General features: G+C 38.7%; 23 protein-coding genes and 1 pseudogene. 5 read left to right on the top strand and 19 right to left on the bottom strand.

Going from position 1 to position 21,321, the window contains the following annotated elements:
• Nucleotides 1-234: 234 nt before the first annotated feature.
• From P6709_RS15770 to P6709_RS15760, 3 genes are all read right to left on the bottom strand, one after another.
• Complete coding sequence (locus tag P6709_RS15770) at nt 235-1,104, bottom strand: DMT family transporter (protein ID WP_278241901.1); 870 nt, start codon at nt 1,102-1,104, stop codon at nt 235-237.
• Between the two features lie 94 nt (nt 1,105-1,198).
• Nucleotides 1,199-1,390 carry a hypothetical protein gene (locus P6709_RS15765; RefSeq protein ID WP_278241900.1) on the bottom strand — a complete coding sequence of 64 codons (192 nt, stop codon included), beginning with the start codon at nt 1,388-1,390 and terminating at the stop codon, nt 1,199-1,201.
• Between the two features lie 117 nt (nt 1,391-1,507).
• The gene (locus P6709_RS15760) at nt 1,508-1,858 is read right to left on the bottom strand and encodes a DUF3221 domain-containing protein (RefSeq protein ID WP_278241899.1); all 351 of its coding nucleotides are present in this window, start codon (nt 1,856-1,858) and stop codon (nt 1,508-1,510) included.
• Between the two features lie 176 nt (nt 1,859-2,034).
• Between P6709_RS15760 and P6709_RS15755 the strand changes: the two genes are divergently transcribed.
• Nucleotides 2,035-2,556, top strand: a complete 522-nt coding sequence (locus P6709_RS15755) for an AAA family ATPase (protein ID WP_278241898.1) — start codon at nt 2,035-2,037, stop codon at nt 2,554-2,556.
• Between the two features lie 195 nt (nt 2,557-2,751).
• On the opposite strand, the gene P6709_RS15750 is transcribed toward P6709_RS15755, so the two are convergent.
• The 7 genes from P6709_RS15750 to P6709_RS15720 all read right to left on the bottom strand — a co-directional run bounded on the left by P6709_RS15750 (nt 2,752) and on the right by P6709_RS15720 (nt 11,395).
• A complete protein-coding gene (locus tag P6709_RS15750; protein WP_278241897.1) occupies nt 2,752-5,319 on the bottom strand; it encodes an ABC transporter permease in 2,568 nt (855 codons plus the stop codon).
• The gene (locus P6709_RS15745; RefSeq protein ID WP_278241896.1) at nt 5,316-5,999 is read right to left on the bottom strand and encodes an ABC transporter ATP-binding protein; all 684 of its coding nucleotides are present in this window, start codon (nt 5,997-5,999) and stop codon (nt 5,316-5,318) included. Before P6709_RS15745 ends, P6709_RS15750 begins: the two co-directional genes overlap by 4 nt.
• Nucleotides 6,000-6,109: 110 nt before the next feature.
• Nucleotides 6,110-7,126: a sensor histidine kinase gene (locus P6709_RS15740; RefSeq protein WP_278241895.1), complete on the bottom strand. Its 1,017-nt coding sequence runs from the start codon at nt 7,124-7,126 to the stop codon at nt 6,110-6,112.
• A gap of 1 nt (nt 7,127) precedes the next feature.
• Nucleotides 7,128-7,814, bottom strand: a complete 687-nt coding sequence (locus tag P6709_RS15735) for a response regulator transcription factor (RefSeq protein ID WP_278241894.1) — start codon at nt 7,812-7,814, stop codon at nt 7,128-7,130.
• Between the two features lie 117 nt (nt 7,815-7,931).
• On the bottom strand, nt 7,932-9,002 hold the full coding sequence (locus P6709_RS15730) for a Ger(x)C family spore germination protein (RefSeq protein WP_278241893.1): 1,071 nt from the start codon (nt 9,000-9,002) through the stop codon (nt 7,932-7,934).
• A gap of 1 nt (nt 9,003) precedes the next feature.
• Nucleotides 9,004-10,071 carry a GerAB/ArcD/ProY family transporter gene (locus tag P6709_RS15725; RefSeq protein ID WP_278241892.1) on the bottom strand — a complete coding sequence of 356 codons (1,068 nt, stop codon included), beginning with the start codon at nt 10,069-10,071 and terminating at the stop codon, nt 9,004-9,006.
• Nucleotides 10,064-11,395, bottom strand: coding sequence for a spore germination protein (locus tag P6709_RS15720; protein WP_278241891.1), 1,332 nt, complete (start codon nt 11,393-11,395; stop codon nt 10,064-10,066). The genes P6709_RS15725 and P6709_RS15720 overlap by 8 nt, the downstream gene beginning before the upstream one ends.
• A 188-nt stretch (nt 11,396-11,583) precedes the next feature.
• Here P6709_RS15720 and P6709_RS15715 point away from each other — a divergent pair, with 188 nt between their 5' ends.
• Nucleotides 11,584-12,276, top strand: a complete 693-nt coding sequence (locus P6709_RS15715; protein ID WP_278241890.1) for an AIM24 family protein — start codon at nt 11,584-11,586, stop codon at nt 12,274-12,276.
• A gap of 364 nt (nt 12,277-12,640) precedes the next feature.
• Here P6709_RS15715 and P6709_RS15710 read toward each other — a convergent pair whose 3' ends face one another.
• The 9 genes and pseudogenes from P6709_RS15710 to P6709_RS15675 all read right to left on the bottom strand — a co-directional run.
• A complete protein-coding gene (locus P6709_RS15710) occupies nt 12,641-12,967 on the bottom strand; it encodes a DUF1048 domain-containing protein (RefSeq protein WP_278241889.1) in 327 nt (108 codons plus the stop codon).
• Complete coding sequence (locus tag P6709_RS15705; RefSeq protein ID WP_278241888.1) at nt 12,964-13,317, bottom strand: DUF1048 domain-containing protein; 354 nt, start codon at nt 13,315-13,317, stop codon at nt 12,964-12,966. The genes P6709_RS15710 and P6709_RS15705 overlap by 4 nt, the downstream gene beginning before the upstream one ends.
• A 45-nt stretch (nt 13,318-13,362) precedes the next feature.
• Nucleotides 13,363-13,695 (bottom strand): DUF1048 domain-containing protein, encoded by a 333-nt coding sequence (locus P6709_RS15700; protein ID WP_278241887.1) that lies wholly within the window; start codon nt 13,693-13,695, stop codon nt 13,363-13,365.
• A 1-nt stretch (nt 13,696) separates the two neighbouring features.
• Complete coding sequence (locus P6709_RS15695) at nt 13,697-14,035, bottom strand: PadR family transcriptional regulator (protein ID WP_278241886.1); 339 nt, start codon at nt 14,033-14,035, stop codon at nt 13,697-13,699.
• Nucleotides 14,036-14,369: 334 nt separating this feature from the next.
• Entirely contained in the window at nt 14,370-15,875 is a 1,506-nt protein-coding gene (locus tag P6709_RS15690) for a S41 family peptidase (protein ID WP_278241885.1), read from the bottom strand.
• 78 nt (nt 15,876-15,953) lie between these two features.
• Nucleotides 15,954-16,121 carry a hypothetical protein gene (locus P6709_RS15685; RefSeq protein ID WP_278241884.1) on the bottom strand — a complete coding sequence of 56 codons (168 nt, stop codon included), beginning with the start codon at nt 16,119-16,121 and terminating at the stop codon, nt 15,954-15,956.
• Nucleotides 16,122-16,232: 111 nt separating this feature from the next.
• Nucleotides 16,233-16,724 (bottom strand): SRPBCC family protein, encoded by a 492-nt coding sequence (locus tag P6709_RS15680; RefSeq protein ID WP_278241883.1) that lies wholly within the window; start codon nt 16,722-16,724, stop codon nt 16,233-16,235.
• A gap of 244 nt (nt 16,725-16,968) precedes the next feature.
• Nucleotides 16,969-17,202 (bottom strand): VOC family protein, encoded by a 234-nt coding sequence (locus P6709_RS20570; RefSeq protein WP_442905352.1) that lies wholly within the window; start codon nt 17,200-17,202, stop codon nt 16,969-16,971.
• A gap of 126 nt (nt 17,203-17,328) precedes the next feature.
• A pseudogene (locus tag P6709_RS15675) lies at nt 17,329-18,056 on the bottom strand (transposase); the annotation flags it as partial.
• A gap of 246 nt (nt 18,057-18,302) precedes the next feature.
• On the opposite strand from P6709_RS15675, the gene P6709_RS20565 reads away from it, so the two are divergent.
• The 3 genes from P6709_RS20565 to P6709_RS15660 all read left to right on the top strand — a co-directional run bounded on the left by P6709_RS20565 (nt 18,303) and on the right by P6709_RS15660 (nt 20,719).
• Nucleotides 18,303-18,524 carry a helix-turn-helix domain-containing protein gene (locus P6709_RS20565; RefSeq protein WP_442905350.1) on the top strand — a complete coding sequence of 74 codons (222 nt, stop codon included), beginning with the start codon at nt 18,303-18,305 and terminating at the stop codon, nt 18,522-18,524.
• 67 nt (nt 18,525-18,591) lie between these two features.
• A complete protein-coding gene (locus P6709_RS15665; RefSeq protein ID WP_278241882.1) occupies nt 18,592-18,963 on the top strand; it encodes a hypothetical protein in 372 nt (123 codons plus the stop codon).
• Between the two features lie 523 nt (nt 18,964-19,486).
• Nucleotides 19,487-20,719: an erythromycin esterase family protein gene (locus P6709_RS15660; RefSeq protein ID WP_278241881.1), complete on the top strand. Its 1,233-nt coding sequence runs from the start codon at nt 19,487-19,489 to the stop codon at nt 20,717-20,719.
• The last annotated feature ends 602 nt before the right edge of the window (nt 20,720-21,321 follow it).

Genomic DNA, 21,321 nt, shown 5'->3' with positions numbered 1-21,321 from the left:
AAACTCCTCTTTTCCATGATGTTTTTGCCAGTATAGCATCACAAAAAAGCGCTTACATCCCTTCGACTTTCACACATAATCATGTCATTTTTAGGGATTAAAGAGAAACTAACAGAATTGATGGCAATTATTCAGTATAGAAAAAACCTGCGACAAAGGGTCACAGGCTTTTTGAACGGCTCACTATACTACGCGCTTTAGCTTATAGCAGGGACTATGGAATGTTTTACATGGTCATGATGATTGCTTAACGCTCAAGAACGTAATGGTTGTCAGAATGACCACCATTCCAAGAACTTGAATGATGCCCAAATGATCTCCAAGCAGTAAAACGCCCAGCAAGGACGCTGTAACCGGTTCAATCATGGCCACCATTGAAGCAGTTGAAGCGGCAGTCTGCCGTATCCCAATGACATAAAAAATGAAAGATAGCCCCGCCCCCATCAATCCTAATAATAAAAACCAGCCAATGTCATTTGAAGTCAGCACGGCTGCTGCCTGATTATTGTCTGTAAATATGAAAAGTACTAGGCAGAATGATAAAAATGCGATTGTTAAGATAATGGGAGGCTTACCGTATAAGGAGGCTTTTTTGAATCCGAATATGAATAAAGCATAGGAAAGCCCAGCGGCAAGTCCTGTTGCAACTCCTGCAAAACTTACTGAAATAGAACCGGGGTTGTACGCACCGGTAAGAAGGATAATGCCCAGGAGCACTCCGCCTATACTGCCCCATTTAAACCATGTAGAGCGCTCCATTCCTAATAAAAAGGAAGTAATCAGTACAAAGACAGGTGCGGTATACATTAACGTAGCGGCAACCGGTACACTGGAAGCCTCGATGCTTAAAAAATAAAAAGTGAAATTCCCGGCAACCCCCACCCCGGCAAGCAGGGACCAGATATACAAACCTTTAGATACAATCCAGTTTTTCTTAAAACGGAGTAAAAACCATACGAGAAAAAGCAGCAGACCGATTGCTCCGCGATAAAATGAGATGACAAGGGGACTCCATTCTTTATCCAAAAGGATATCACCAATCACTCCGCTAACACCCCAGAATACAGCGGCCAGCATAACGAACAACACGCCAGTATATTTCATCAGATCCCCCTCCCAAAAAACCATTGATAAAATGGATCGATAATACAAAGAGACTGAGACAGTTCACTATCGTCCCAGCCTCTCATCTGTCTGTTTAATTTGGATCCACTGTCACCATTACCACATGTTTTAAATTAAACTTGTGGAGTTTGCCGTCCGCACTTTCCACAAATTTATTTTCATCATGACCAAACATTAGGACGGCACTTGTTTTATCTTCGGCCTCCACATGATCCACAACTTCTGCTCCAGTGATAAGATGATACGTTACTTTAAATTTTTCCATGAAATTTACCTCCCTGATTTAACTACATATAAACACTTACATCCCGCTAGTTACCCTGTGGCAGATGCGGTTAAACGAACTGGATGAGATGTACTATTCTTATGCAAAACATTTCTGTTACTGTAACGTTTCTATTTTTTCAGCCTGACGTATGGGAGGATCTGAATCCTCCTGCTCACCATTCCAATACAGTAGAACCCGGATGCCCTTCTCCAGCTCTTTCAATTGCTCCGCTTCCACTTCATAGTAGGCACCCTCTTTTTCGCTGGCCATCATCACCAGCTCTTCGTTTCTTTTATTATCAATATCTTCTTTTTTGAGATTTGGAATCACTAAAATGTGGTCCTCATTTTTCTCCGCAATAAGGCCTTCCTGCTGTTTCAAAGCATCATTATTTGTTTCTTCTGATGAACAAGCGCTCAAAATAGCAGCAAATACTACAACAAATACTATAATTGCTTGTCTCACGCTTACAAATCCTCCTTTCCTTATACAAAAAGCTTCCTTTTACCTATATATACCTTACGAATAATGATGAAAACAATGAATCTACTGGATGAAGGAAAACATTTTACGATTTTAAAGGAAACCCACCCCCTTTCCTAGAATGGAGACTCAGTACGGCAAAGAAACGGGGTGAGGATATGAAACAGCAATCTCTAAATAAAATCCACATTATCGGCTCTGTAGGAAGCGGTAAAACGACGTTAGCAAAAGAACTTTCCTCCATGTTAAGAATTCCTTATTTCGAATTGGATAATGCGGTTTGGATCAGAAGCAGCAATGGAGATATCAGAAGAACTGAACAGGAAAGAGAAGAATATCTAAACGGCATCCTGCAAACTGATCAATGGATTGTAGAAGGAATACATAATGAAGATTGGGTAGACCGCAGTTTTAATGAGGCAGATATCATTATCTATTTTAATACTAGATACTCTATAAGAACCTATCGCATCATTAAAAGATTCCTAAAACAAAAGCTTCGGGTAGAAAAATCGCATTACAAACCTACATTCACGATTTTCATGAAGATGTTTAAATGGAACCGGTCATTTGAAGATGTTGGGAAAGTTAACTTTTTCACCAACTATGCCATACATAGCGAAAAAATTTTGGTGATTAGATCAACCAAGTGGCTGAAGAAATGGATCAATCAAGCATGAAATTACCATACTTCTCATCATTCTTTATTAAAAAAGGGGAATACATCATGAACAGACATGTTACTTTTTGAGTAAGGACCAACAGAATTTGAGGCAGCAGAAACGTTTAACGCCGTCCATGCGTAAAGCGTCCGCCTGAAGCACAGCGAACCGTCAAAGAGCCTGAGACACCTTTGTCTCAGGCTCGCTTTGATGTTAAATATTTTCCTGCTTCAAACCATCTATGATGTTTTGTTTCTTTATTTTGGAAATAGAGTACAGCATAGCTGAGCTGACAATGATGAAAATGGCAACGACCACAAAAAGGATATCGAGCCATGGCAGTTCAAATCCGTATTCAAATGTTTCTCTTACTGATAGATGAATGAGATACATCAGAATGAAACTAATTGGCAGGCCAATCATCAGTGAATTCAATCCGTAAAAAATGCTTTCATAATTGATCATTTTATTAAAGCCTTTTGGCGTCATGCCAACTGACTTCAGCATGGCAAATTCTTTCTTTCTCAGTGAGATGCTGGTGGAAATCGTATTAAAAATATTTGCAATGGAGATCAACGAAATCAGCGCAATGAATCCGTATGTGAAGACGGATAAAAACATGATTATCTGTTCATCACGTTCTCTGTTTTGAACAACATTATAGATATAGGTTGAAGAAGGAACGATTTCTTCGAGTGCCTCCTGTGTTTTCATCGGATCACTGCTGTTAAGGTAAAGGCTTGAAGTCACTTCACTTTCTGCCTGTCCGGTAAGGAGATGATCTAGAGTTTCCATTGTGACAATTACATCAATTCCACCAAGATGCGCAGTATCACTAATCCCCATCGGAATCTCATCAGTTAATGCACCGATTTCCACATTTCCTAAAGAAGAGATTTCCTCCGTTTCATAATTCGTAAACAGCAGTTCAATAGTCTCTTCAGGCTCTGCATTAATAGACTTTGTTTCAATAAATTTGGAGCTTTCAAAATCCTGAAAAGCAATGTCTTCAATCAAAATGGCTCTTGGCTGTTCAACATCCTGATAAGCATCCCAATCGGTTCCCACTTTAGCAGCATATTCTTTAAAGCTGCTTTCACTTAAACCATAAAAATTGACGTAGTAGGGATACCTGCCATCTTGAAGTTCAATCTGCTGTTGATTGATTAATGCAGGCAAGCCTTCAGGAAATTTTTCTTCCTCGATCAGAGAAGTAAGGGAAATGTTTTTTTGAATACTATAATCGGTTACCCCTTCCAACTGGACTAGTGACTCAAATTCAGAAGTATCTCCATTGCTGCTGCCAACTGAAATATCAAAATTAATGCTTTCCTGTGACATTTCGACCGACCTGCTTAAGTTATTCGTGAAAAACGACACAGATAAGAACAGGATGATGCTAATGACAAGTGAAAAAACCGTCGCGTAATATCTCTTTTTATTTCTCTTCATGTTTTTCATGCCGATTTCAGCTTCCAGACCAAAAGCTTTTCTGACGATACTGGAGGTTTTAACCCCTTTAGCGGTTAGTTTTATGTCCTGTGTCTGGCGGATAGCATCCATTGCTGAAACTTTTGATGCTTTTCGGGCTGGCATATAAGTAGATATAAAAATTGTACCGGAGGAAATTAAACAAGCAATAATAATTGAAGCGGGTGTCACCACAATAGCCAGCTTTTCTGTTGTACCTAATGCCTGTTCCATAAAGGAGTTAATGAACAGGAAGGTGATGGAAATCCCGCCAATTCCTGCTAGAATGCCAATCGGGATACTGATCAATCCTATGACTGCTCCTTCAAAAAAGACCGAATTCCGCTTTTGTTTTTTCGTTGCCCCAACACTTGAAAGCATCCCCAAATGTCTTGCCCTTTCAGAAACACTAATGGCAAATGCATTATAAATGAGTGAGACAGAACCAATTATAATGATAGCGATAATAATGCCTGCTAATGAAAACATGGTCGTCTGAAGGTTTCCATTATCCGTCACACCGTAATATCTTAAAAGCTCGTCATTGTACCCGACACTTTCAATCCCATTTTGTTCTGCCAGATTTTCTGCTTCTTTATATAACGATTTGTTTACTTTTTCTAAAGTAACAAGTGCATTTACTGATTCCGTTGCTGCGATTTCTTCCTGATCAATATAGCTGACCATTGTATAACCAGGTGACCACGAAGGCTCCCATTCCGGTCTTTTTATGATCCCGACTACTTTAAAGGTTTTGGTTGTTTCGATTTGGAGACGTTCATCTTGAAAAGTATCATTTTGGTCAAGTAATATACTTTCTTCCTCTAAATACCTTTCTCCGATTTCAACAGTCAGTTCATCGCCAATGTCATAATCTACCGAAGTATCCTTCAAAAGATGTTCAGGAACAACGATCTCGTCTGCTGCGTCCGGAAGACGTCCATCTGTCACCTCAACGGGAAATACCTCGACCCCTGCTGAATTGTATCCCTTGAAGAATAAATAAGGCTTATTTTCATTTTCTGCTTCCTCTAATTCCGCATAACCAAGATCATTGGAAAGAATGACGTTTTTGCTATTTTCCTCTTCTTCTATTGCCTCCAGTTGTTCGGCAGTAACATTTTTGTATTGAACATGCCACTCCCCGTTGTCCGCAATGGACTGTCTTTTCATCAGGTCAAGAAACGAAACACCAAGTGTAGCAACAGCTGTAATCATCGCCACTGAGATAATAACGCCAATAATCGTTACAAGCGTTCTTCTTCTATTTTCTTTTAAATGCCTCAGTGTCAGCTTGTGGATGATGTTCATGGACGGATCACCTCATCCCGGGCGACTTTTCCGTCATTGATCTCAATCACCCGATCCGCCTGCAGAGCAATCCTTTCATCATGAGTGATCACAATCAGCGTCTGATTGTACGTTTTATTGAACATTTTCAACAGTTCCATGATCTCTCCGCTGTTTTTACTATCCAGGTTCCCGGTTGGTTCATCGGCAAGAATGATCGCTGGATTACTGATCAGCGCTCTGCCGATTGACACACGCTGCTGCTGCCCCCCGGAAAGCTGATTGGGCAAGTGATTTAAACGATTTGTTAACCCCAGAGTCGTTGAGATTTCTTTAACTTGTTTTTGATCCACTTTGTGTTCATCCAGAAGCAATGGCAGGGTCATATTCTCTTCTACCGTCAAAATTGGAATCAGGTTATAAAATTGATAAATTAACCCGATTTGTCTGCGTCTGAATATCGCCAGCTGAGTTTCATTCAACTGATAGATATCCGTATTGTCTACCATCACCTTGCCCTTAGATGGTCTGTCCACCCCGCCGAGTAAGTGCAGCAGTGTCGATTTGCCTGAACCGGACGGACCAATTATCGCGACAAATTCCCCTTTTTCAACCGTAAATGATACATCATCTAATGCCTTTACTGCTGTGTCGCCCTTGCCATAAATTTTAGACAGATGTTCGATTTGTAAGATACTCAATTGCATTCCCTCCATATTTTAAATCCTGATCTCAGTGTATCTGCCTAAGATGACTTTAAAGTGACTATTATCGTGACAGTTTAGTCACTTAAGAGGAGAGGCTCCATATCCTAATCGGACGAACCTCTCCCCTGATGGTAAAACTTTATATGAAACTCGGTTCCGCTGCCTTGTTTGCTTTTGACCTCGATGTCCCCCTGCTGACTTGTAATGATGCTGTAAGCCATCGCAAGCCCAATGCCAACACTGTCTTCTCCTGCATTTTTCCCTTTGTAAAAACGTCTGAAAATATATGGCAGGTCTTCTTTAGGAATTCCTCTTCCATTATCTTTAATTATGATTTCTGTAAAAAGAGGGTTCTCTGAGAATGTAATGGAGATATGCCCCTTGACCGGGGTGTGCTCTACACAGTTTTTCAAAATATTAATCAGTGCCTCAGCTGACCACTGGAAATCGCCAGAAAAAGAGACGGAATTATCCCCTTCTACCAATAACGTCTGCTCCTTAATATCCATAGGAATCATCACAGGCTGCACGCTGCGATCAATCAGCTCTCTGAGGGATACATGTTCTTTTTTGAACATGGCAGTTCCTGCGTCGATTTTTGATAATTTCAGCAAGGAAGACACCAGCCACTCGATTCTCTCCAGCTGATTGAGGATATTCTTTGTAAATTCAGCCCGTTTTGATTCACTCAGCTGACTGTCACTAAGCAAATCAGCCATGACTGTCATGGAAGTCAGCGGTGTTTTCAGCTGATGAGAAATGTCTGAAATGGCATTGGTCAGCTTACTTTTATCTTGTTCGAGATAAGAGCTTTGTTCTGACAGCATGAAGGTCACTTTATATATATCGCTTTTTAAAATACTCAGTTCTCCCTCATAGTTGTCCCGAACATCCAGCGTATAATCACCGTTGCTTATGCGGCGCAAATAGTCAGAGAGCTTTCCTATTTCGCGGTATCTCCATCGGGTAAAAATTACACTGCATGTTATAAGAAGAACAGAAGTCAAAAAAACCAGCAACACAGCAGGCATGGGCAGGAAGAGTGCCGCACCAGTACTTGCCGCAGCACCAATGAGAATCATGAACATTAGGTAGAGCCGTATTTCCCTATTTCGCAACATCTTATTGACCTGCCTTGTAGCCCATGCCGCGAACGGTTCGAATAATCACAGGGTTTTGCGGATCAGCCTCCAGCTTTTCCCGCAATCGCTTAATATACACAGTAAGCGTGTTGTCATTGACAAAATCACCCGCAACATCCCAAATCCGATCAAGAAGCTGGGCTCGAGTTAAGACCTGCCCGATATGATTGGCAAAAATCATCAGCAAGCGGTATTCCAATGCCGTCAGCAGGACCTCTTCCCCATTTTTCAGCACCTTGCCTTCGAGTGTATTAATTCGAATAGTTTCAATATCTATGTAGGTTTTTATTGGTTCAGCCTGCTTCTGGTAACGTCTCAAAACGGACTTTATCCGGGACAGCAGCTCCCGAACCCTGAATGGCTTTGTGATATAATCATCTGCTCCCATATCAAGACCCATCACCACATTGACCTCATCGTCAAAGGCTGTTAGAAAAATAACCGGCTTATCCTCCCGCTTTTTTACTCTTTCGCACAGGTCATAGCCGCTGCCGTCAGGCAAAGACAAATCGAATAAGCACAAATCAATATCATTCAGCCGGTCGTCAATCACGCGGCCCGCCGATTCAACATTATGACAAACAACCGTGTCATATCCATCCTGCCGAAGAGAATAGTCCAAACCAGCAGCAATCGTCCGATCGTCCTCTACCAGCAATACTTTCATCGTTTCAACACCCTAACCATTTTCTTCTATCATATTTTATCTTATACTTTCCGTCAAAAGGCATAGGAGAAGAATCCCTGGGTTTAGAACATTGTTAGCAGAAGTAATTTAATAATTCTAGTTTGTAGTATGCTTTAAATTGCCATAATTTTGTATATCTACTTGAATGATTGGATTAAACGCAAGGTTGGGGTAATAGTCAGAACGCCAATTTTTCAGGTCTTTTCTGGGTATTTCTTTTCTGAAATGCTGCCCGATTCCTAAAATATCGGCTTCACTTGTTTTCAATTTCACGATCAGGGCTTTATATCGATCTAGTAGCAGCTCCTCTAAATTCATTTTAATGTCCTGAGCGCTCGGATTTCCATTGGTTTCAAGTATCATGACACTAAAATTGAAAGTGGTTTGCAAGTGCGGAGTCTGATCAGTAAATTCAGCTTTATAATCCGTATCGTTACTTAAGATCATTACGCTGGCATCATCTAAGATTTCAATTTTCCCCCTGGTGCTTTTATTGTTAAATGCGTTATAAAGGAGCGTTTCGTCCGATGATATCACTTCTACCAGCCTGCCGTTTTTAATAACAGCAGAGCCCACAATTTCAAGAAAGGTTGTTTGCCCTCTCTTTATCATTGGTATTGCTACATCTCTGGTATAGGAATGACTGCTGCGATAGACCTCCCATACTCTTGACAGCGCTACGTGAGGATCCCATCCGGAATACTTTTCAAAGTAATCAAGAAGAATGGTTCCTTCACCTCCTTCTGCGTTTTCCATACTCTCAAAAAATTGATCAATATTATCGTCACAAATAGCGATGACTGCTTTAGCTGATACATCTCTTGATCGTATAAATCCGGAAATCAAATCATTTAAGCCTTCTTCAGCCAACCGTTTGTCTACTACAATGACTTTCACATGCAGCAGATCCACGGCACTTTCCATATTCACGCTGATGTTATCGATAATTTGGTTAATGGTTTCTCCCTCTCCTGTCACGATTCTTGTCCCAAGACTTTCTGAAGAGGGCTCAGGGATTTGCAGAAAAACTTTGTATCCTTCATCCATTTTTGCTACACCTATGGAAATCGGCATAACTCGATGATTAATATCTCTGTTATCCCAGCATCCGCTTAATGGAAAGAGGAGAAACGGAAGTAAACTGAATATAAGCATTTTCTTTAACATGTTAATACACCTTCTTTTTTGACAAATGCCCTAAAAAATAAATAGACAGCGGGACGGTCAAGAGCACGTAAAATCGCAGAACTGAATTCCACTTAAAAAGCATCTGGACTTGCTGCCAGTTAGGAATCAACAAACAAGCGATATAGATCACAAACGTCAATGATACTACTATATAAACTGGCTTAATCGATGGAAGCGAATGATGAATAATAATCGAAGCTTTCCATAATACAAGTGAGATAAACAGCATGATAAACGTAATCAAACTGAGAAGAAAAAATACGGTAGCCCGATCAAACATGATCCAGGACAAAGTTATCGTATCCAGCGCTAGCACAAACGGAAAGAGGAATGTTTCAGCGGTTGCTTTTCCGAAAGTAAGAAGAGGAATATAAACTGAAAGAATAAAAGCAGGAACGACGGCCGCAAATGCAATCACAATTTTCTTGTGCTTATACGAAATTTCAGGTTGTATAAATCCAAGGAATAAAAAACCTCCACTGATGGCAAAAAAACTATTGATATAAGATTGTTTTGTCATGAAAGAAAAATCATTATTCCATAGAGGATATATATAACTAGCATCTACATTTTGAAAAGAAACGATTAAGATAAATACAAGAAAGGGCAAGAAGAGAAATGAAACTAAAATGCCTGTTCTAAAGATCGCCTGAACACCTTGAATAGCTAAGAAAAATGGTATAAAAAGCAATAATGCCATGACTGCCCATAGTGGAGTATTCGCAAGAAAAATGATCGTAAGGATTTCAGAATAAGCCCGAACAGTTATCGTTACAGCAGAAATAAAGTACAAAAATATTGGCAATAGGAATAAAATTAAGTACACTTTCCCAAATGAGGAGTAGATCATGATGATATTTCTTCTCGGGAAAAAGCTTAGTCCTTTTAAATAAACAAGCACAAAAATGATGTGAATAACAATTCCTAAAGAAATAGGAATCCAATGGCCTTGATCTGTGCTTTCAATTATATTTGAAGGATAAAGAAAAAAAATAAGCCCTAGATGAGTGAGGATATACATCATAACAACCTGTACACTTCTATCCATTATTTCCTTCACCCTTTGAATGTTTAAAATTTAAATAAGGCACCCCTATTGAAGAAACACCTGCAAGATAAGCACAAATAAAAAAAACACCTGCCAAAATTCCAAGAACCCCAAAAACGGAAGAAAATATCAACACAATATATTTAAGTAAACGAATGGATATCAGATTTTGAACCCCTATTACTGTAGAGTTTGCGATCGTGGTGGCAGCTAATACAATGACCAGCAAGTTACTTACAAGCTGTGCTTCTACAGCAGCCTGGCCGAGAATGATCCCCCCAACCATTGTGATGGTCGGACCTATGCTTTTGGGAAGCCTGACACTTGCTTCCATGATCAGTTCGAGAACAACAAGCATGATGATTATTTCAATAAATGCCGGGTAAGGCACTCCTTCACGACTTTGCGCAATAGATAAGGCAAGCTCCAGTCTTAAAACTTCGGGATTTACAGCAACAAGCGCTACATAAAGACCTGGAAAAATTAAAGCAATTAACGTTCCAGCTATTCGGAGCGAACGAAGTGAGATCATAAGAGGAAAAGTCAAATTTTTATCGCTCTCCAGAAAAAACATATCAATAAAAACACTTGGAAGAATTAAAGCGAATGGGAGACCATCTAAAAACAAAACGATTTTTCCTTTAAGCAATGATTGAGCCGCTTCAGAGGGTATCTCGGTTGTTTTCACTCTCGGTACAATACTATATGGTGTTATACCCAGCATTTTAGTAACGTCCTGCAGGCTATAAAGATCACTTTTGCTATTGCCTTTAATTTCTTTTACTACAGTTTCTAAGAGATTCTCTTCAACTATCCCTTCGTAATAAATAAGTGAAAGTGCTTTTTTATGGTGAATTCCCGTACGAAAATGTTTAACCCGAATTTTTTCAGATAGTAATTGCTTCCTCATAACCCCTATATTTGTAAGTGAATCTTCATTAAAAGAAACTAATGGTCCTAACATTGTGTTTTCATTTGTAATCTGATCGATTGCACGATTAAGCTTTACAGGGACTGGATCTACACTTACGACAGAATCTGAGTTGAGCGAGATGGCAATCATTAACTTGCCCTCTAAAAGCAATGAAGTGATCTCACTGGCATTTCTTTTTATTTCCCCTAACTGACTGATTTGCTTAAGTTTTTCTTTGCTTGAATAATTTTTTTGTCCCATTTTTTCCAATTGTTTTATAGAAGGTCCTAAATCAACAAGGCTGTTAAGACCAATAAATACGACAGAAAGATCAGTTAATTGATGTTCAGTGAAAAAAAGATCATCATTATCACCTATTGAATCTTTAATTTCTTTTATTAAAGAATTCATATTTAAAACCCTTTCTTTTGTCCATTTCGACTGTGTTCTAGTATCTCCAATCAGAATTACAGGTATTCAGATTATGAACTTTGACTTGAGAACAGTCTTTCACTGGGGTTAAATTCTTTTGATTACTATCAGAACTTTTCGGCTTTCCAAACGTAGTACCTACTATCCACATAAAGGAGGAATTTTTGATGTCAAAGTACTCCATTAAACAATTTGTTCAGAAAACGAAGCAGGAAGAAAGTGCACGTGCCTTTTTCGAGCTTGAAACAGATCGGATTTTAGAAGTAAATCTAAACGGACAGGTTTGGGCAAAAGCCGGATCGATGATTTCCTATGAGGGAGCCATCAAGTTTGAACGTGAGGGAATGTTAGAGCACGGAATTGGGCGATTTGTAAAAAAAGCATTCAGTGGTGAAGGTGCTCAGCTAATGAAAGCCAATGGCCAGGGAAAACTGTATGTAGCGGATATGGGGAAGAAAATCACCGTTTTGGATCTTGAGGGAGAAAGCATTTTTATAAATGGGAATGACCTTCTTGCATTTCAGGACGGCCTTGATTGGGATATCAAGCTCATGCGCCGTGTAGCGGGAATGATGGCCGGCGGACTATTTAATGTACGTCTAGAGGGACAGGGACTTGTCGCTTTTACTTCTCACTACGAGCCGCTTACATTACTCGTTACACCTGACAGACCCGTATTCACAGATCCTAATGCAACGGTCGCCTGGTCCGGAAACCTTGAGCCGGAATTTGTAACAGATATTCAGCTGAAAAGCTTATTTGGCAGAGGAAGCGGAGAATCTGTGCAGATGAAGTTCTCCGGCAATGGATTTGTGGTCGTGCAACCGTATGAAGAAGTGTACCAGACGCAGCAGAGCTGATAAAGATGAAGGCCAACATTCCACTTTAGTGAAAAAGGGGGTTGTTGGCCTTTAATTCTAAAGCTCTTTCTGTACAGAGGTATGTCTGAAGCTTTTGCAGGACATCAAATAGAGATATAACAATGGCATCAGTTCATTAAAGAAATCACTGCATGTTTCACTCACTGTATAGTTACTGATCCACATCACTTCACTACTCTGTAATACTTACTACAATGATAAAATAAAATCTGAATAATGAGGGAGTTAAGCATAGATCTCCTTTATTCAGTCAGATTATCATTCCTTTTTCCAAAGCTTTATTACTTCAACAAATGGAATGATTCGGCATTTCCGCAAAACTTTCTCGCGGAAAAAACTTCTTCTACTTTTCCTTACCTTTATCGATATTAACCGAATCCAAATATAGATCAGCGTATGTCTTTGAATCCCCAATCAACTCATCGCAAAAAGCCGCAACGTCAGTTCCTGTGACGTCAAGCACAGCTTTTCCGGAAGCCGCATTCTCTTCAAAGAAGCTGAGAATTTCCAACAGCAGCCCGTTCCCTTCATTTAGTTCAACAGGACCTACTTTGAACAGGTATTTTTGAATTTCTTTATAAACAATCTGGTAATCTTGCGGTAGGTGTTTGACACGTGAGACAGTGGCTCTCCATTCCTTTTTTTCTTCTATGATTTTTTTAAAGTTCATGTCAGCCCTCCCAATTTTTTCATGACGCTTTTGTTGAGTTGTTCACGCCATTTATCCCGGTACGTTTTAGCCCCTTCACCACCCACAATCGCCGCGCTAAAGCCTTTAATATCATCTCCGAATACTTCATCAATACTCTGGCCCTGTGCTGATGTCACTTCAAGCAGTTCAAGGACATTCTCAAAAATCGGAATCAGATTTCGACCGCTGAAACTGCCGTGGACCCAGAGACTGCATGCAATTTCGTTCCAGGCAATTTGATAGTCAGCTGGCAACTTTTTTGCACGTACTTCAAAACTTTTTATATCTCTTGTCAGATCACTGCCGGTTATTTTTTCTAAAAAGCTCATATCAGCTTCCTCCTTTAAGGAACGAATCTGTTTATCAAAATAACATTATTTAATCGAGTCGTTCAGCTTCTGCCTTTCCTTATCTCTCCAGGATTTTGCATCCACGACCAGTTCGTCGCAGAAGGCTGCTACGTCACCGCCGGTCACTTCTTTCACGCGTTTGTCGTTGGCGGCTGCTTCTTCAAGCAGGTCAATGATGTGTGTAAAGACCAGTTTCGTTTCCTGCCAATCGATTATGCCCCCAGTGTTCCACAGATATTTTTGCATTGCTTTGTAAGCATTGTGGTATTCACTTGGAAGTGTTTCTGCCCGCGCCTCCATCGCCTTCCATTCCCGCTTGTCGTTCATGCTGCCGATAATCTTCTCGAATATGCTCATGCTACACATCCTTTTGAATTTTTTTTGCTTTCACTTCGCTGATTTTACTTGAGACGAATTCCCACTTTCTCCAAAACGTTTCAAGATGCTCATGTCCTGCTGCATTGAGTGTGTAAAATTTTCTTGGGGGACCCATAGTGGATGGCTTTTTCTTAATGTCCACCAGATTGTTTTTTTCAAGCCTCATAGTAATGGTGTAAACCGTTCCTTCCACTACATCAGTGAAACCAAGCTCCCGCAGCTGCTGTGTGATTTCATAACCATAGGTTTCGCCGCGGCTGATGATCTCAAGCACACATCCCTCAAGCACCCCTTTCAGCATTTCTCTGAAATTATCCATTTCACCCTCCATATGCCTTTGTATTTTCGACTCTGGTTTACAGTATTAATACTGGTACTTAGTATAACTTATTACTAGTATATAGTAAAACAGAGTAGTTGTGCTGTCAAGAATCAAAACTATTGGTGTAATTCTATATTTTAGAAAAAAGAGCCTGAGACAAAAGTGCCTCAAGCTCTACATTCGATTCATCAGGGGGACGCCGCCTTCCGTACACCTCATTCTAATAAGTATTTTTTGACTCATTTTAGTATTTTTCCAGTTATGTCCCAACCTCATAGATAAAATTAGATAGATCCTCTTTTAGTCTTTATACAATAAACAGAAGCTGGTTTTATTCTTCATCGGACAAAGCACTCTCTGCCCATTTAACCGTGCGCTCCATTGCACCGCCGCCTGAAATCCAGACGTCTGGTTCAATGCCAACCCCTTCTCTTTGATAAGAGTATGGACCGATCGATAAACTCGATGGCATGCCAATCATAACGCCTGAATGAGGCAGAAAGAACAAGGATCCTGCATCACTCGTAAAGGCACCTGACGTTGTACTTCCAATTAGAATCGTGTTTTCATATTTCATTAGCCCCTCTATAATCAGTTCGGCAGCTGAAGCCGTATTTTCATTCATCAAGATATAAAGCGGAATATCTAGAGACGGTTCTTTGGAAATTTCAACGTCTGTTCCTGCCCATGCCGTTCCAAAGGTTGTAACCCCAGCATCTGGGACCACGGGCAAATAGTCAACGTCGTATCCTCCATATATTTCTGGCGGAAGATGTTCATAGAAAGTTTCCAGTATTGCCCCTTGCTGCTGGTACAATTCTCTTATGGTTGACAATAAAACATGGTTCGTATTGGTATCAATCCAGATAGACTCCGTACCTGTTGGGGGAGACCCTGTCAGATCATGAATAAACCGCGTCGAGAAAAAACCATTTCCCCCACCGTTATTTCTCAGGTCCAGTATTGCTGCTGGTGCTTCCTTTATATAATCCACTGCCGACAGCATATCTTCATATGTAAAAAAATCTTCTTCGTGAACCATCATTGTACGAAATGTTACAACAGAAATTCCTTCGTCTGTTTCACTAATGTTAAACGGTTCTTGCCCTTCTGAATGCGTGGTCAATTGAAAGGGAACAGCTCTATACGTATCTGAATCGGTTTCAAGCGTCCATTCCTCTTCACTTTCCTGGGTCATTGCTGCAGCAAAGTAGATCAGCTCGCCTTTTTCATCGAAAGACGATTTGATATAATTCTTCGGGGATTCATTATTGATAAGCTCAACTTCCTCGCTATTAAAAAAGTATGCATTTTCCTCCTTTGTAAACTGCCATTCCTCAACTCCGACTGGAGCCACTTCTTTTTGAAATGGATTCAATCCCTCAATGTAAAAATGCTGGTCTTCAACAAATGAAAACGATTCCCGCAGCTTTTTCGAATATTCTTTGCCGCTTCTCACTTCAGCAGAGGAGTGAATCCAGTTTTCAACTTCATCCGCTGCAGCCAAAAATGCTTCATCTCCTCCATAAAATTCATATGGCCCGAAGCCGTAGCGCATCGCACTCAAAAATGTCTCCAAGTCCTTTACCATGTCCTCCTGTGAAAGCTGGCCTGCAAGTTCACGTTCTTCTGTAATGGATTGAAGCATGTCAGTCGAAAGCTCTGGAATTTCAGTCTCCTCAAAATCCGGCAGATAAGCTGCAATTGCAGGCGGTTCCTCAAACGTACGATTAACTACAAGCTCATTCTCGAGGCTTTCTTCTCTGATAGAATCAGCTTGGGTACACCCTGAAAGCAATGCGACTGACAATAGTCCAATGCCCATGAATTTTTTCATCTCATCCCCACCTTCTTTTGATTTTTTACGTGGAAATGTTTTGAAAAGTTTCAACATTATTTACTTTTATTGTTCTTTCTATATTTTTCCTTCTGGTTTTTCTTCGCTATATTTTCGAATCCCGTATCCTGTTCCGATTCCTATAATTAAGCAGGTTAACCCCCACATGTCCCAGTCACCTGTAAAGCAGCTAATGGCACCCCATGCTATGCAGGCCCCTAAGATTGCCCAAAGTAAATGTTTCATTCAGCATCCCCTATCAAATTCTTTTACCATTTTTCCTAAATAAAAGGCAGCCTGAAAATTCCCGTGCAGTAAGTACACGTAAGAATCTTTTCCCGGCTGCCCCGTAAGCTTCTATTCAGATAAGTAGTTGGTCAGTTTTGTCATCTGTGAGTTATATCCTTCGATCATGCCCATCTCACTCATTTTTTCTAATGTTTCAGGTGAATCAAATGTTGTGGTCGTCACCACCATCGTGCCACCATCTGTCGGTTTGAATTCAACTTTTATATCCATTGCAGGCATTTCCGCGTTCACGTTGCCTTGCTGATCAGAAAACATATCCTCATAGTGAAATCTTTCAGGTGCCTGGATTTCTTTGAATTTTCCAATCCCCCACGATTCCATGCCGTAGAAATCACCCTGGCTTTCATCCTCGCATTTCATGCAGTAGTGCCAGATTCCGCCCGGCTCGAATTCAAACCGCTTGTTTTCTGTTTGCCAGCCTTCAGGACCCCACCACGCTTCAAGTTCATTTGAATTTGTAAAAGCCTGAAACAGCCTCTCCTGCGAAACAGAAAACGTGCGTTCAGTGATTAACGTATTACCTTCTGCCATTGTTCTCATTTTAAAGCCTCCCATTTTGTAATCCAAGCATCCTTGAATGAATGACAACATCCGGATTTAAAAGCCTGAAAGTAAAACAGTAAAACCTTTAGGGCTTGCAGAAAGCATATTCCTCCGACCGTGAAAACTGGGACCTAAGAAATAAATACATTACAAATTAGAATATATCAAAAAATTCAGTTAGTTGGTAGAGTGGTAACTAAATTTACTATTAATCTACCGCGTTTATCAGAAAAATTTATATTTAATCATCAAAATAACACATCTGCAACCGATTCCCGTCCGGATCGTAAAAATCAAAATAATGGTTTACACCGTCTTTTTGCAGCACATTGATGCGAACACCATGATCTTTTAGCTTTTCATATGTACCTTCAATATCTTTTGAGTAAAAGATGGGGTAGCTTTGATCTGAACCATTTACAATTTTTAAGAGTCTTTCTGTTAATAAGAATTTTTTCCTTCTGCCTTTAAACATATAAAACAGAGGCTGGGACATAACTAGCTGAAATTCAGAAAAAGAAGGTACTGCACACCATTTTTGATGAGCGGTGCCTTTTTTCTATTGGTAGTTTGTTTGGTTACTGGGTTATCTTGCGCTAATGGCTGCGAACTTTCTCAAGTTCACAGCCATTAGCGCAAACCCCAATTCATTTTTCACTCGGGTTTTTCCTCGGACAGATAACCGGGTGAAACCTAAATTAGCCTTCAGAAATCCAAAAACTGGCTCTACGTCTATTTCCGTCTTCCGTAGATTTTTCCCGCTTTTTCTTCTGAAAGCAATGTTCTAATTTGTTCTTTTTGTTGTTCCCATTTTGGGTTCATAAAGATCTTTCGATTGTTTCCTTCTTTTGCTTTGGTCCATTCCGAACGGAATGGACAACCCATACAGTTCTCACTTTCGTATACTTTGTATTCCCTGGTAAAGCCCTTGCGATCGGTCTTACGGGAATGATAACGGAAGGTGAGTTGTTGGTCATTTGGGCATTGGAAGGAATCTGTTTCATTATTGTAGTTCCAGTTGGCCGAATTAAACACATTTTTCTGATTGCGTTTCTTTTGTTCTTTCCGATACGTATTGTAGGTAATCAATGGTGTACTCTCCCGATTGTCCAGTACATCCTGATAATTTTCTTCACTTCCATAACCGGCATCTGCGACTATAAAAGTAGGAAGTTTAAAGAAGTGCTGTTCAATCGAATTAAGAAAAGGAATGAGCGTACGTGTATCCGTTGGATTTGAAAAAATCTCATAGGCAAGCGTATATTGACCTTCGGTCGCAATTTGAAGATTATAGCCAGCTTTCAGTTGGACATTTTTCATATAATCATCTTAAGGAAAACTGATATTTTAAGGCACAAAAAATAAAATTTTACAATTTTATAAAATTTAAATTATACAAAACGATGTATAACAATAAATATTGAATAATAAGTAACATTTACTTCTTTTATAATTTCTTATAAAATAAGGAAAAAATAAGGAGATAATATAGTCATTCTCTATAATTAGTTTTAGAAGGTTACATGTGGAAACTAATCCAGGTTATAGAATTAGATACTATAGAAAAAAGCAAAGATGACACAGACAGAATTATCACGAGGATTTATTTCTGTTTCCTATTTATCAAAAATTGAAAACGGTTATATGAATCCGCCAGCAGAAATAATAAGGCTTTTAAATGAAAGATTAAAAATAAACTCTCATTCAAAAGAAGAAAATAGTGTCTTTAAAATATGTCATGATTGGTTTAAATGCTTATTGCAAGCGAATAAGGAATCGTCTGATGAACTATATTAGCCAATACTCCCCTGATAAGATTAGTTGAAATTCATAAGCTGTGTTATTTTATGCTGAATGTCAGATATTGATCGGAACCTCCTTTCAACTGGCTAATGAATTTGAGGACGCTATTGAGAGCTATCATTTTGCCGAAATTACTGCTCTTAACATGAGTGCTAGCGATATCCACGCCATTTGCAGGCAAAATATTGGAGAATTATATTCCATACAAAGAAAATCTGATCAAGCCATTGATTCTTACTTAAAAAGTTATGAGTTACATAATATTAGCCCGATACTCAAAAAAATCATGCCGGTCTCCGGTTTAATGAAAGAGTATTACACGAATAGGGATTTAAGGAATGCCAAAAAGTGGTTAGAAGCAGGACTAGACTTGACCACTCAGTTGGACCCTTTTGACTCAATATATGTATACGAGTTTGAAGTTTATACCTAATTAATTAAAGGATTTAATAGCTCATTTGAAGACTTAATGATTAAAAAAGTATTACCTTTCTTAGCTGAGAGGGAACTACACTATGAGAACCTAATTTATTCACGTATTTTAGGAGATTATTATTTTAACAATAAGAAGTATAAATTAGCAGCAAAGTACTACAATTGTACAAACAAAACCTCAACTAATTTCTATATAGGATAATGGTGTACCAAATGAATCTCATCTAAGGTTTCAACATACTTCTGGGGAGAACCAATCTATTTACAACTAAATAAAGAATTTTAAGGATTTTTAATTATCTTGTTTGATCCCTCTGAGGTTGCCAATAGGGTTTTCTAAACATGGATCTTTAATTAATGGACCAAGAGTCCAAACATTTTCATTCATGATCATAAATTTCAGTCAGGGATTATCCAAAAGACTTAAAGGTTTTTTAGAATTTTTTTCATGCAAGAAAATTCTCTTGTGTAGATGCACTTTGGTATTGTTAATCAAAAACTATGAACAGTAGGAGATCTCGATGAAAAATTTCCAATTCATAAACAGAAAATACAATAGGTCTGCAGAATGGGTGAAAGAACATTCTATCGGTATGGAGACCTTAATTGACGTTAAAATGGAGGATTTTCATTTTTTAGAAAGGGTTTTAAAAAATAAGAGAATAGTATGGATGGGTGAAAATGGCCATGGGGTTGCAGAGCATAATTTATTAAAATCCAAGCTAATTGAATTCCTATATCATAAGATGGGATTTAAAGTTATTGCATTTGAGAGTGGATTAAGTGAATGTTATAGCTCGAATTTTTTGAAACAAAAACTATCAGTAAATGAACTAATGGATAAATCCATCTATTCGTTATGGAAAACAGAAGAAACCGTATCTTTATTTAAATTAATAAAAGAAACTGATTTGAACCTTCTTGGATTCGACTTCCAGCCATCTACTAATCAAAACTTGTTCCCAAAGTTTTTAGAAAGCATCGACATTGATATTCCGGTAAATTTTATATTGTCTGTAAAAAGGATAGATAATGTAACTATTGACTGGTACAAACGTATTGGTAAGTATAAAGCGAGCAGAAAAAAAGTTCCAAAAACCATCGCTCAAGAGTACCAGAAAGACCAACAAGAACTACTCGATGTAATAACTGAATTAAATAGCAAACTTGGGGATTTAGAAGATGAATTTCTTAAAAAAGACTTGCATATTTTCTATAAAATAATTCAAAAAGTGTTAAGTAATAAGCGTCTTTTTTTAGACTTTCTAAGAGTTGACCGTCGCTCTTATTTAAAATTCCGAGATCAGGTGATGGCTGACAATATAGAATGGATTTGTAATGAGTTGTATCCTAATGAAAGGATAATCATTTGGGCTCATAATTCACATATTTTCAAGAATTATGAAACTATGTTTAAGTTCAAACCTATGGGGTCCTTAATGACCCCTGACATTGTAAGCCACTCCTATTATCTTGGTCTTTTCATGTATGAAGGCAAGGCTGCTTTAGATAAGGGAACTATTTACGATATAAAGAAACCACCTAAAAAAAGTCTTGAAGATTATATGAATCATAATACAAAGCCAGTATCTTTCCTAGATTTTTCAAGTGCTTCACAAAATTCATTAAATAAGTTTTTATTCAGTAAAACTCTAATATTAGAGTCAGGTACCATGCATAAGTTAATAATTCCAGCAGAGCAAATGGACGGTATTTTCTTTATAAAAAAAATTTCACCACCTCATTATCTCTAGGCTTTTTAGTGTCCAAAATTAATAAGCGGAAAGTCATAAATTCATCTACTAATGGCAGTTTATATGATTTTACTGCTTTGAAAAAGGAAGTGTTCACATGTTGTTAGATATGATAGTAGATATATTCTGTACAATCTATTTTAATTCCAATTTTGGATCGAATGAAAATAGAATAAAAAGAAAAGTTAAGAGATTATCAAAATATTCTCCTGAAATACTGGACCTTTACAATACGCATCAAACTGAGTTTGAAAAGAACCAGGAACTATTTAACTTAGTCTTAAAGTCTAAAGTGAAAAATCAAGAACAGAAAGAAGAACTACTATTCAAAATTCAAGAATTTCTTAAAGTGAAAAATCATGCGTGAAAAAAGAGGATGAAAATTTATTTAAACAGGCGATTAATCCTTCCAAACTCCCCCCTACATTTACATACCTAGGTTGTTATTAAGGTTTGTGCAAGCAATGGAACTTAAAAGGATGGCTTCGGCCTAATGCCCAAGTTATCTCATCTCAGGAGAAGAATAACACACTCCTCCTCTAAAATTTCTCCTCCAAATAATCAGTGGTAAATGTATTAGCTTATTGATTACAATGATTGTA

It is taken from the genome of Jeotgalibacillus sp. ET6 (assembly GCF_029667115.1).
Taxonomy (GTDB): domain Bacteria; phylum Bacillota; class Bacilli; order Bacillales; family Jeotgalibacillaceae; genus Jeotgalibacillus.
Note: the sequence above shows the minus strand (reverse complement) of the source record. Positions and strands in the feature narration are given on the sequence as shown.

Bases quoted from the DNA above. Each gene is read 5' to 3' on its own strand.
- P6709_RS15755 (WP_278241898.1), top strand. From the start codon at position 2,035: ATGAAACAGCAATCTCTAAATAAAATCCACATTATCGGCTCTGTAGGA.
- P6709_RS15690 (WP_278241885.1), bottom strand. From the start codon at position 15,875: ATGAAAAAATTCATGGGCATTGGACTATTGTCAGTCGCATTGCTTTCA.
- P6709_RS15660 (WP_278241881.1), top strand. From the start codon at position 19,487: ATGAAAAATTTCCAATTCATAAACAGAAAATACAATAGGTCTGCAGAA.
- P6709_RS15720 (WP_278241891.1), bottom strand. From the start codon at position 11,395: ATGAATTCTTTAATAAAAGAAATTAAAGATTCAATAGGTGATAATGAT.
- P6709_RS15705 (WP_278241888.1), bottom strand. From the start codon at position 13,317: ATGAGCTTTTTAGAAAAAATAACCGGCAGTGATCTGACAAGAGATATA.
- P6709_RS20570 (WP_442905352.1), bottom strand. From the start codon at position 17,202: ATGTTTAAAGGCAGAAGGAAAAAATTCTTATTAACAGAAAGACTCTTA.
- P6709_RS15685 (WP_278241884.1), bottom strand. From the start codon at position 16,121: ATGAAACATTTACTTTGGGCAATCTTAGGGGCCTGCATAGCATGGGGT.
- P6709_RS15725 (WP_278241892.1), bottom strand. From the start codon at position 10,071: ATGGATAGAAGTGTACAGGTTGTTATGATGTATATCCTCACTCATCTA.
- P6709_RS15770 (WP_278241901.1), bottom strand. From the start codon at position 1,104: ATGAAATATACTGGCGTGTTGTTCGTTATGCTGGCCGCTGTATTCTGG.
- P6709_RS20565 (WP_442905350.1), top strand. From the start codon at position 18,303: ATGACACAGACAGAATTATCACGAGGATTTATTTCTGTTTCCTATTTA.
- P6709_RS15680 (WP_278241883.1), bottom strand. From the start codon at position 16,724: ATGAGAACAATGGCAGAAGGTAATACGTTAATCACTGAACGCACGTTT.
- P6709_RS15695 (WP_278241886.1), bottom strand. From the start codon at position 14,035: ATGGATAATTTCAGAGAAATGCTGAAAGGGGTGCTTGAGGGATGTGTG.
- P6709_RS15730 (WP_278241893.1), bottom strand. From the start codon at position 9,002: ATGTTAAAGAAAATGCTTATATTCAGTTTACTTCCGTTTCTCCTCTTT.
- P6709_RS15765 (WP_278241900.1), bottom strand. From the start codon at position 1,390: ATGGAAAAATTTAAAGTAACGTATCATCTTATCACTGGAGCAGAAGTT.
- P6709_RS15710 (WP_278241889.1), bottom strand. From the start codon at position 12,967: ATGAACTTTAAAAAAATCATAGAAGAAAAAAAGGAATGGAGAGCCACT.
- P6709_RS15750 (WP_278241897.1), bottom strand. From the start codon at position 5,319: ATGAACATCATCCACAAGCTGACACTGAGGCATTTAAAAGAAAATAGA.
- P6709_RS15715 (WP_278241890.1), top strand. From the start codon at position 11,584: ATGTCAAAGTACTCCATTAAACAATTTGTTCAGAAAACGAAGCAGGAA.
- P6709_RS15735 (WP_278241894.1), bottom strand. From the start codon at position 7,814: ATGAAAGTATTGCTGGTAGAGGACGATCGGACGATTGCTGCTGGTTTG.
- P6709_RS15740 (WP_278241895.1), bottom strand. From the start codon at position 7,126: ATGTTGCGAAATAGGGAAATACGGCTCTACCTAATGTTCATGATTCTC.
- P6709_RS15700 (WP_278241887.1), bottom strand. From the start codon at position 13,695: ATGAGCATATTCGAGAAGATTATCGGCAGCATGAACGACAAGCGGGAA.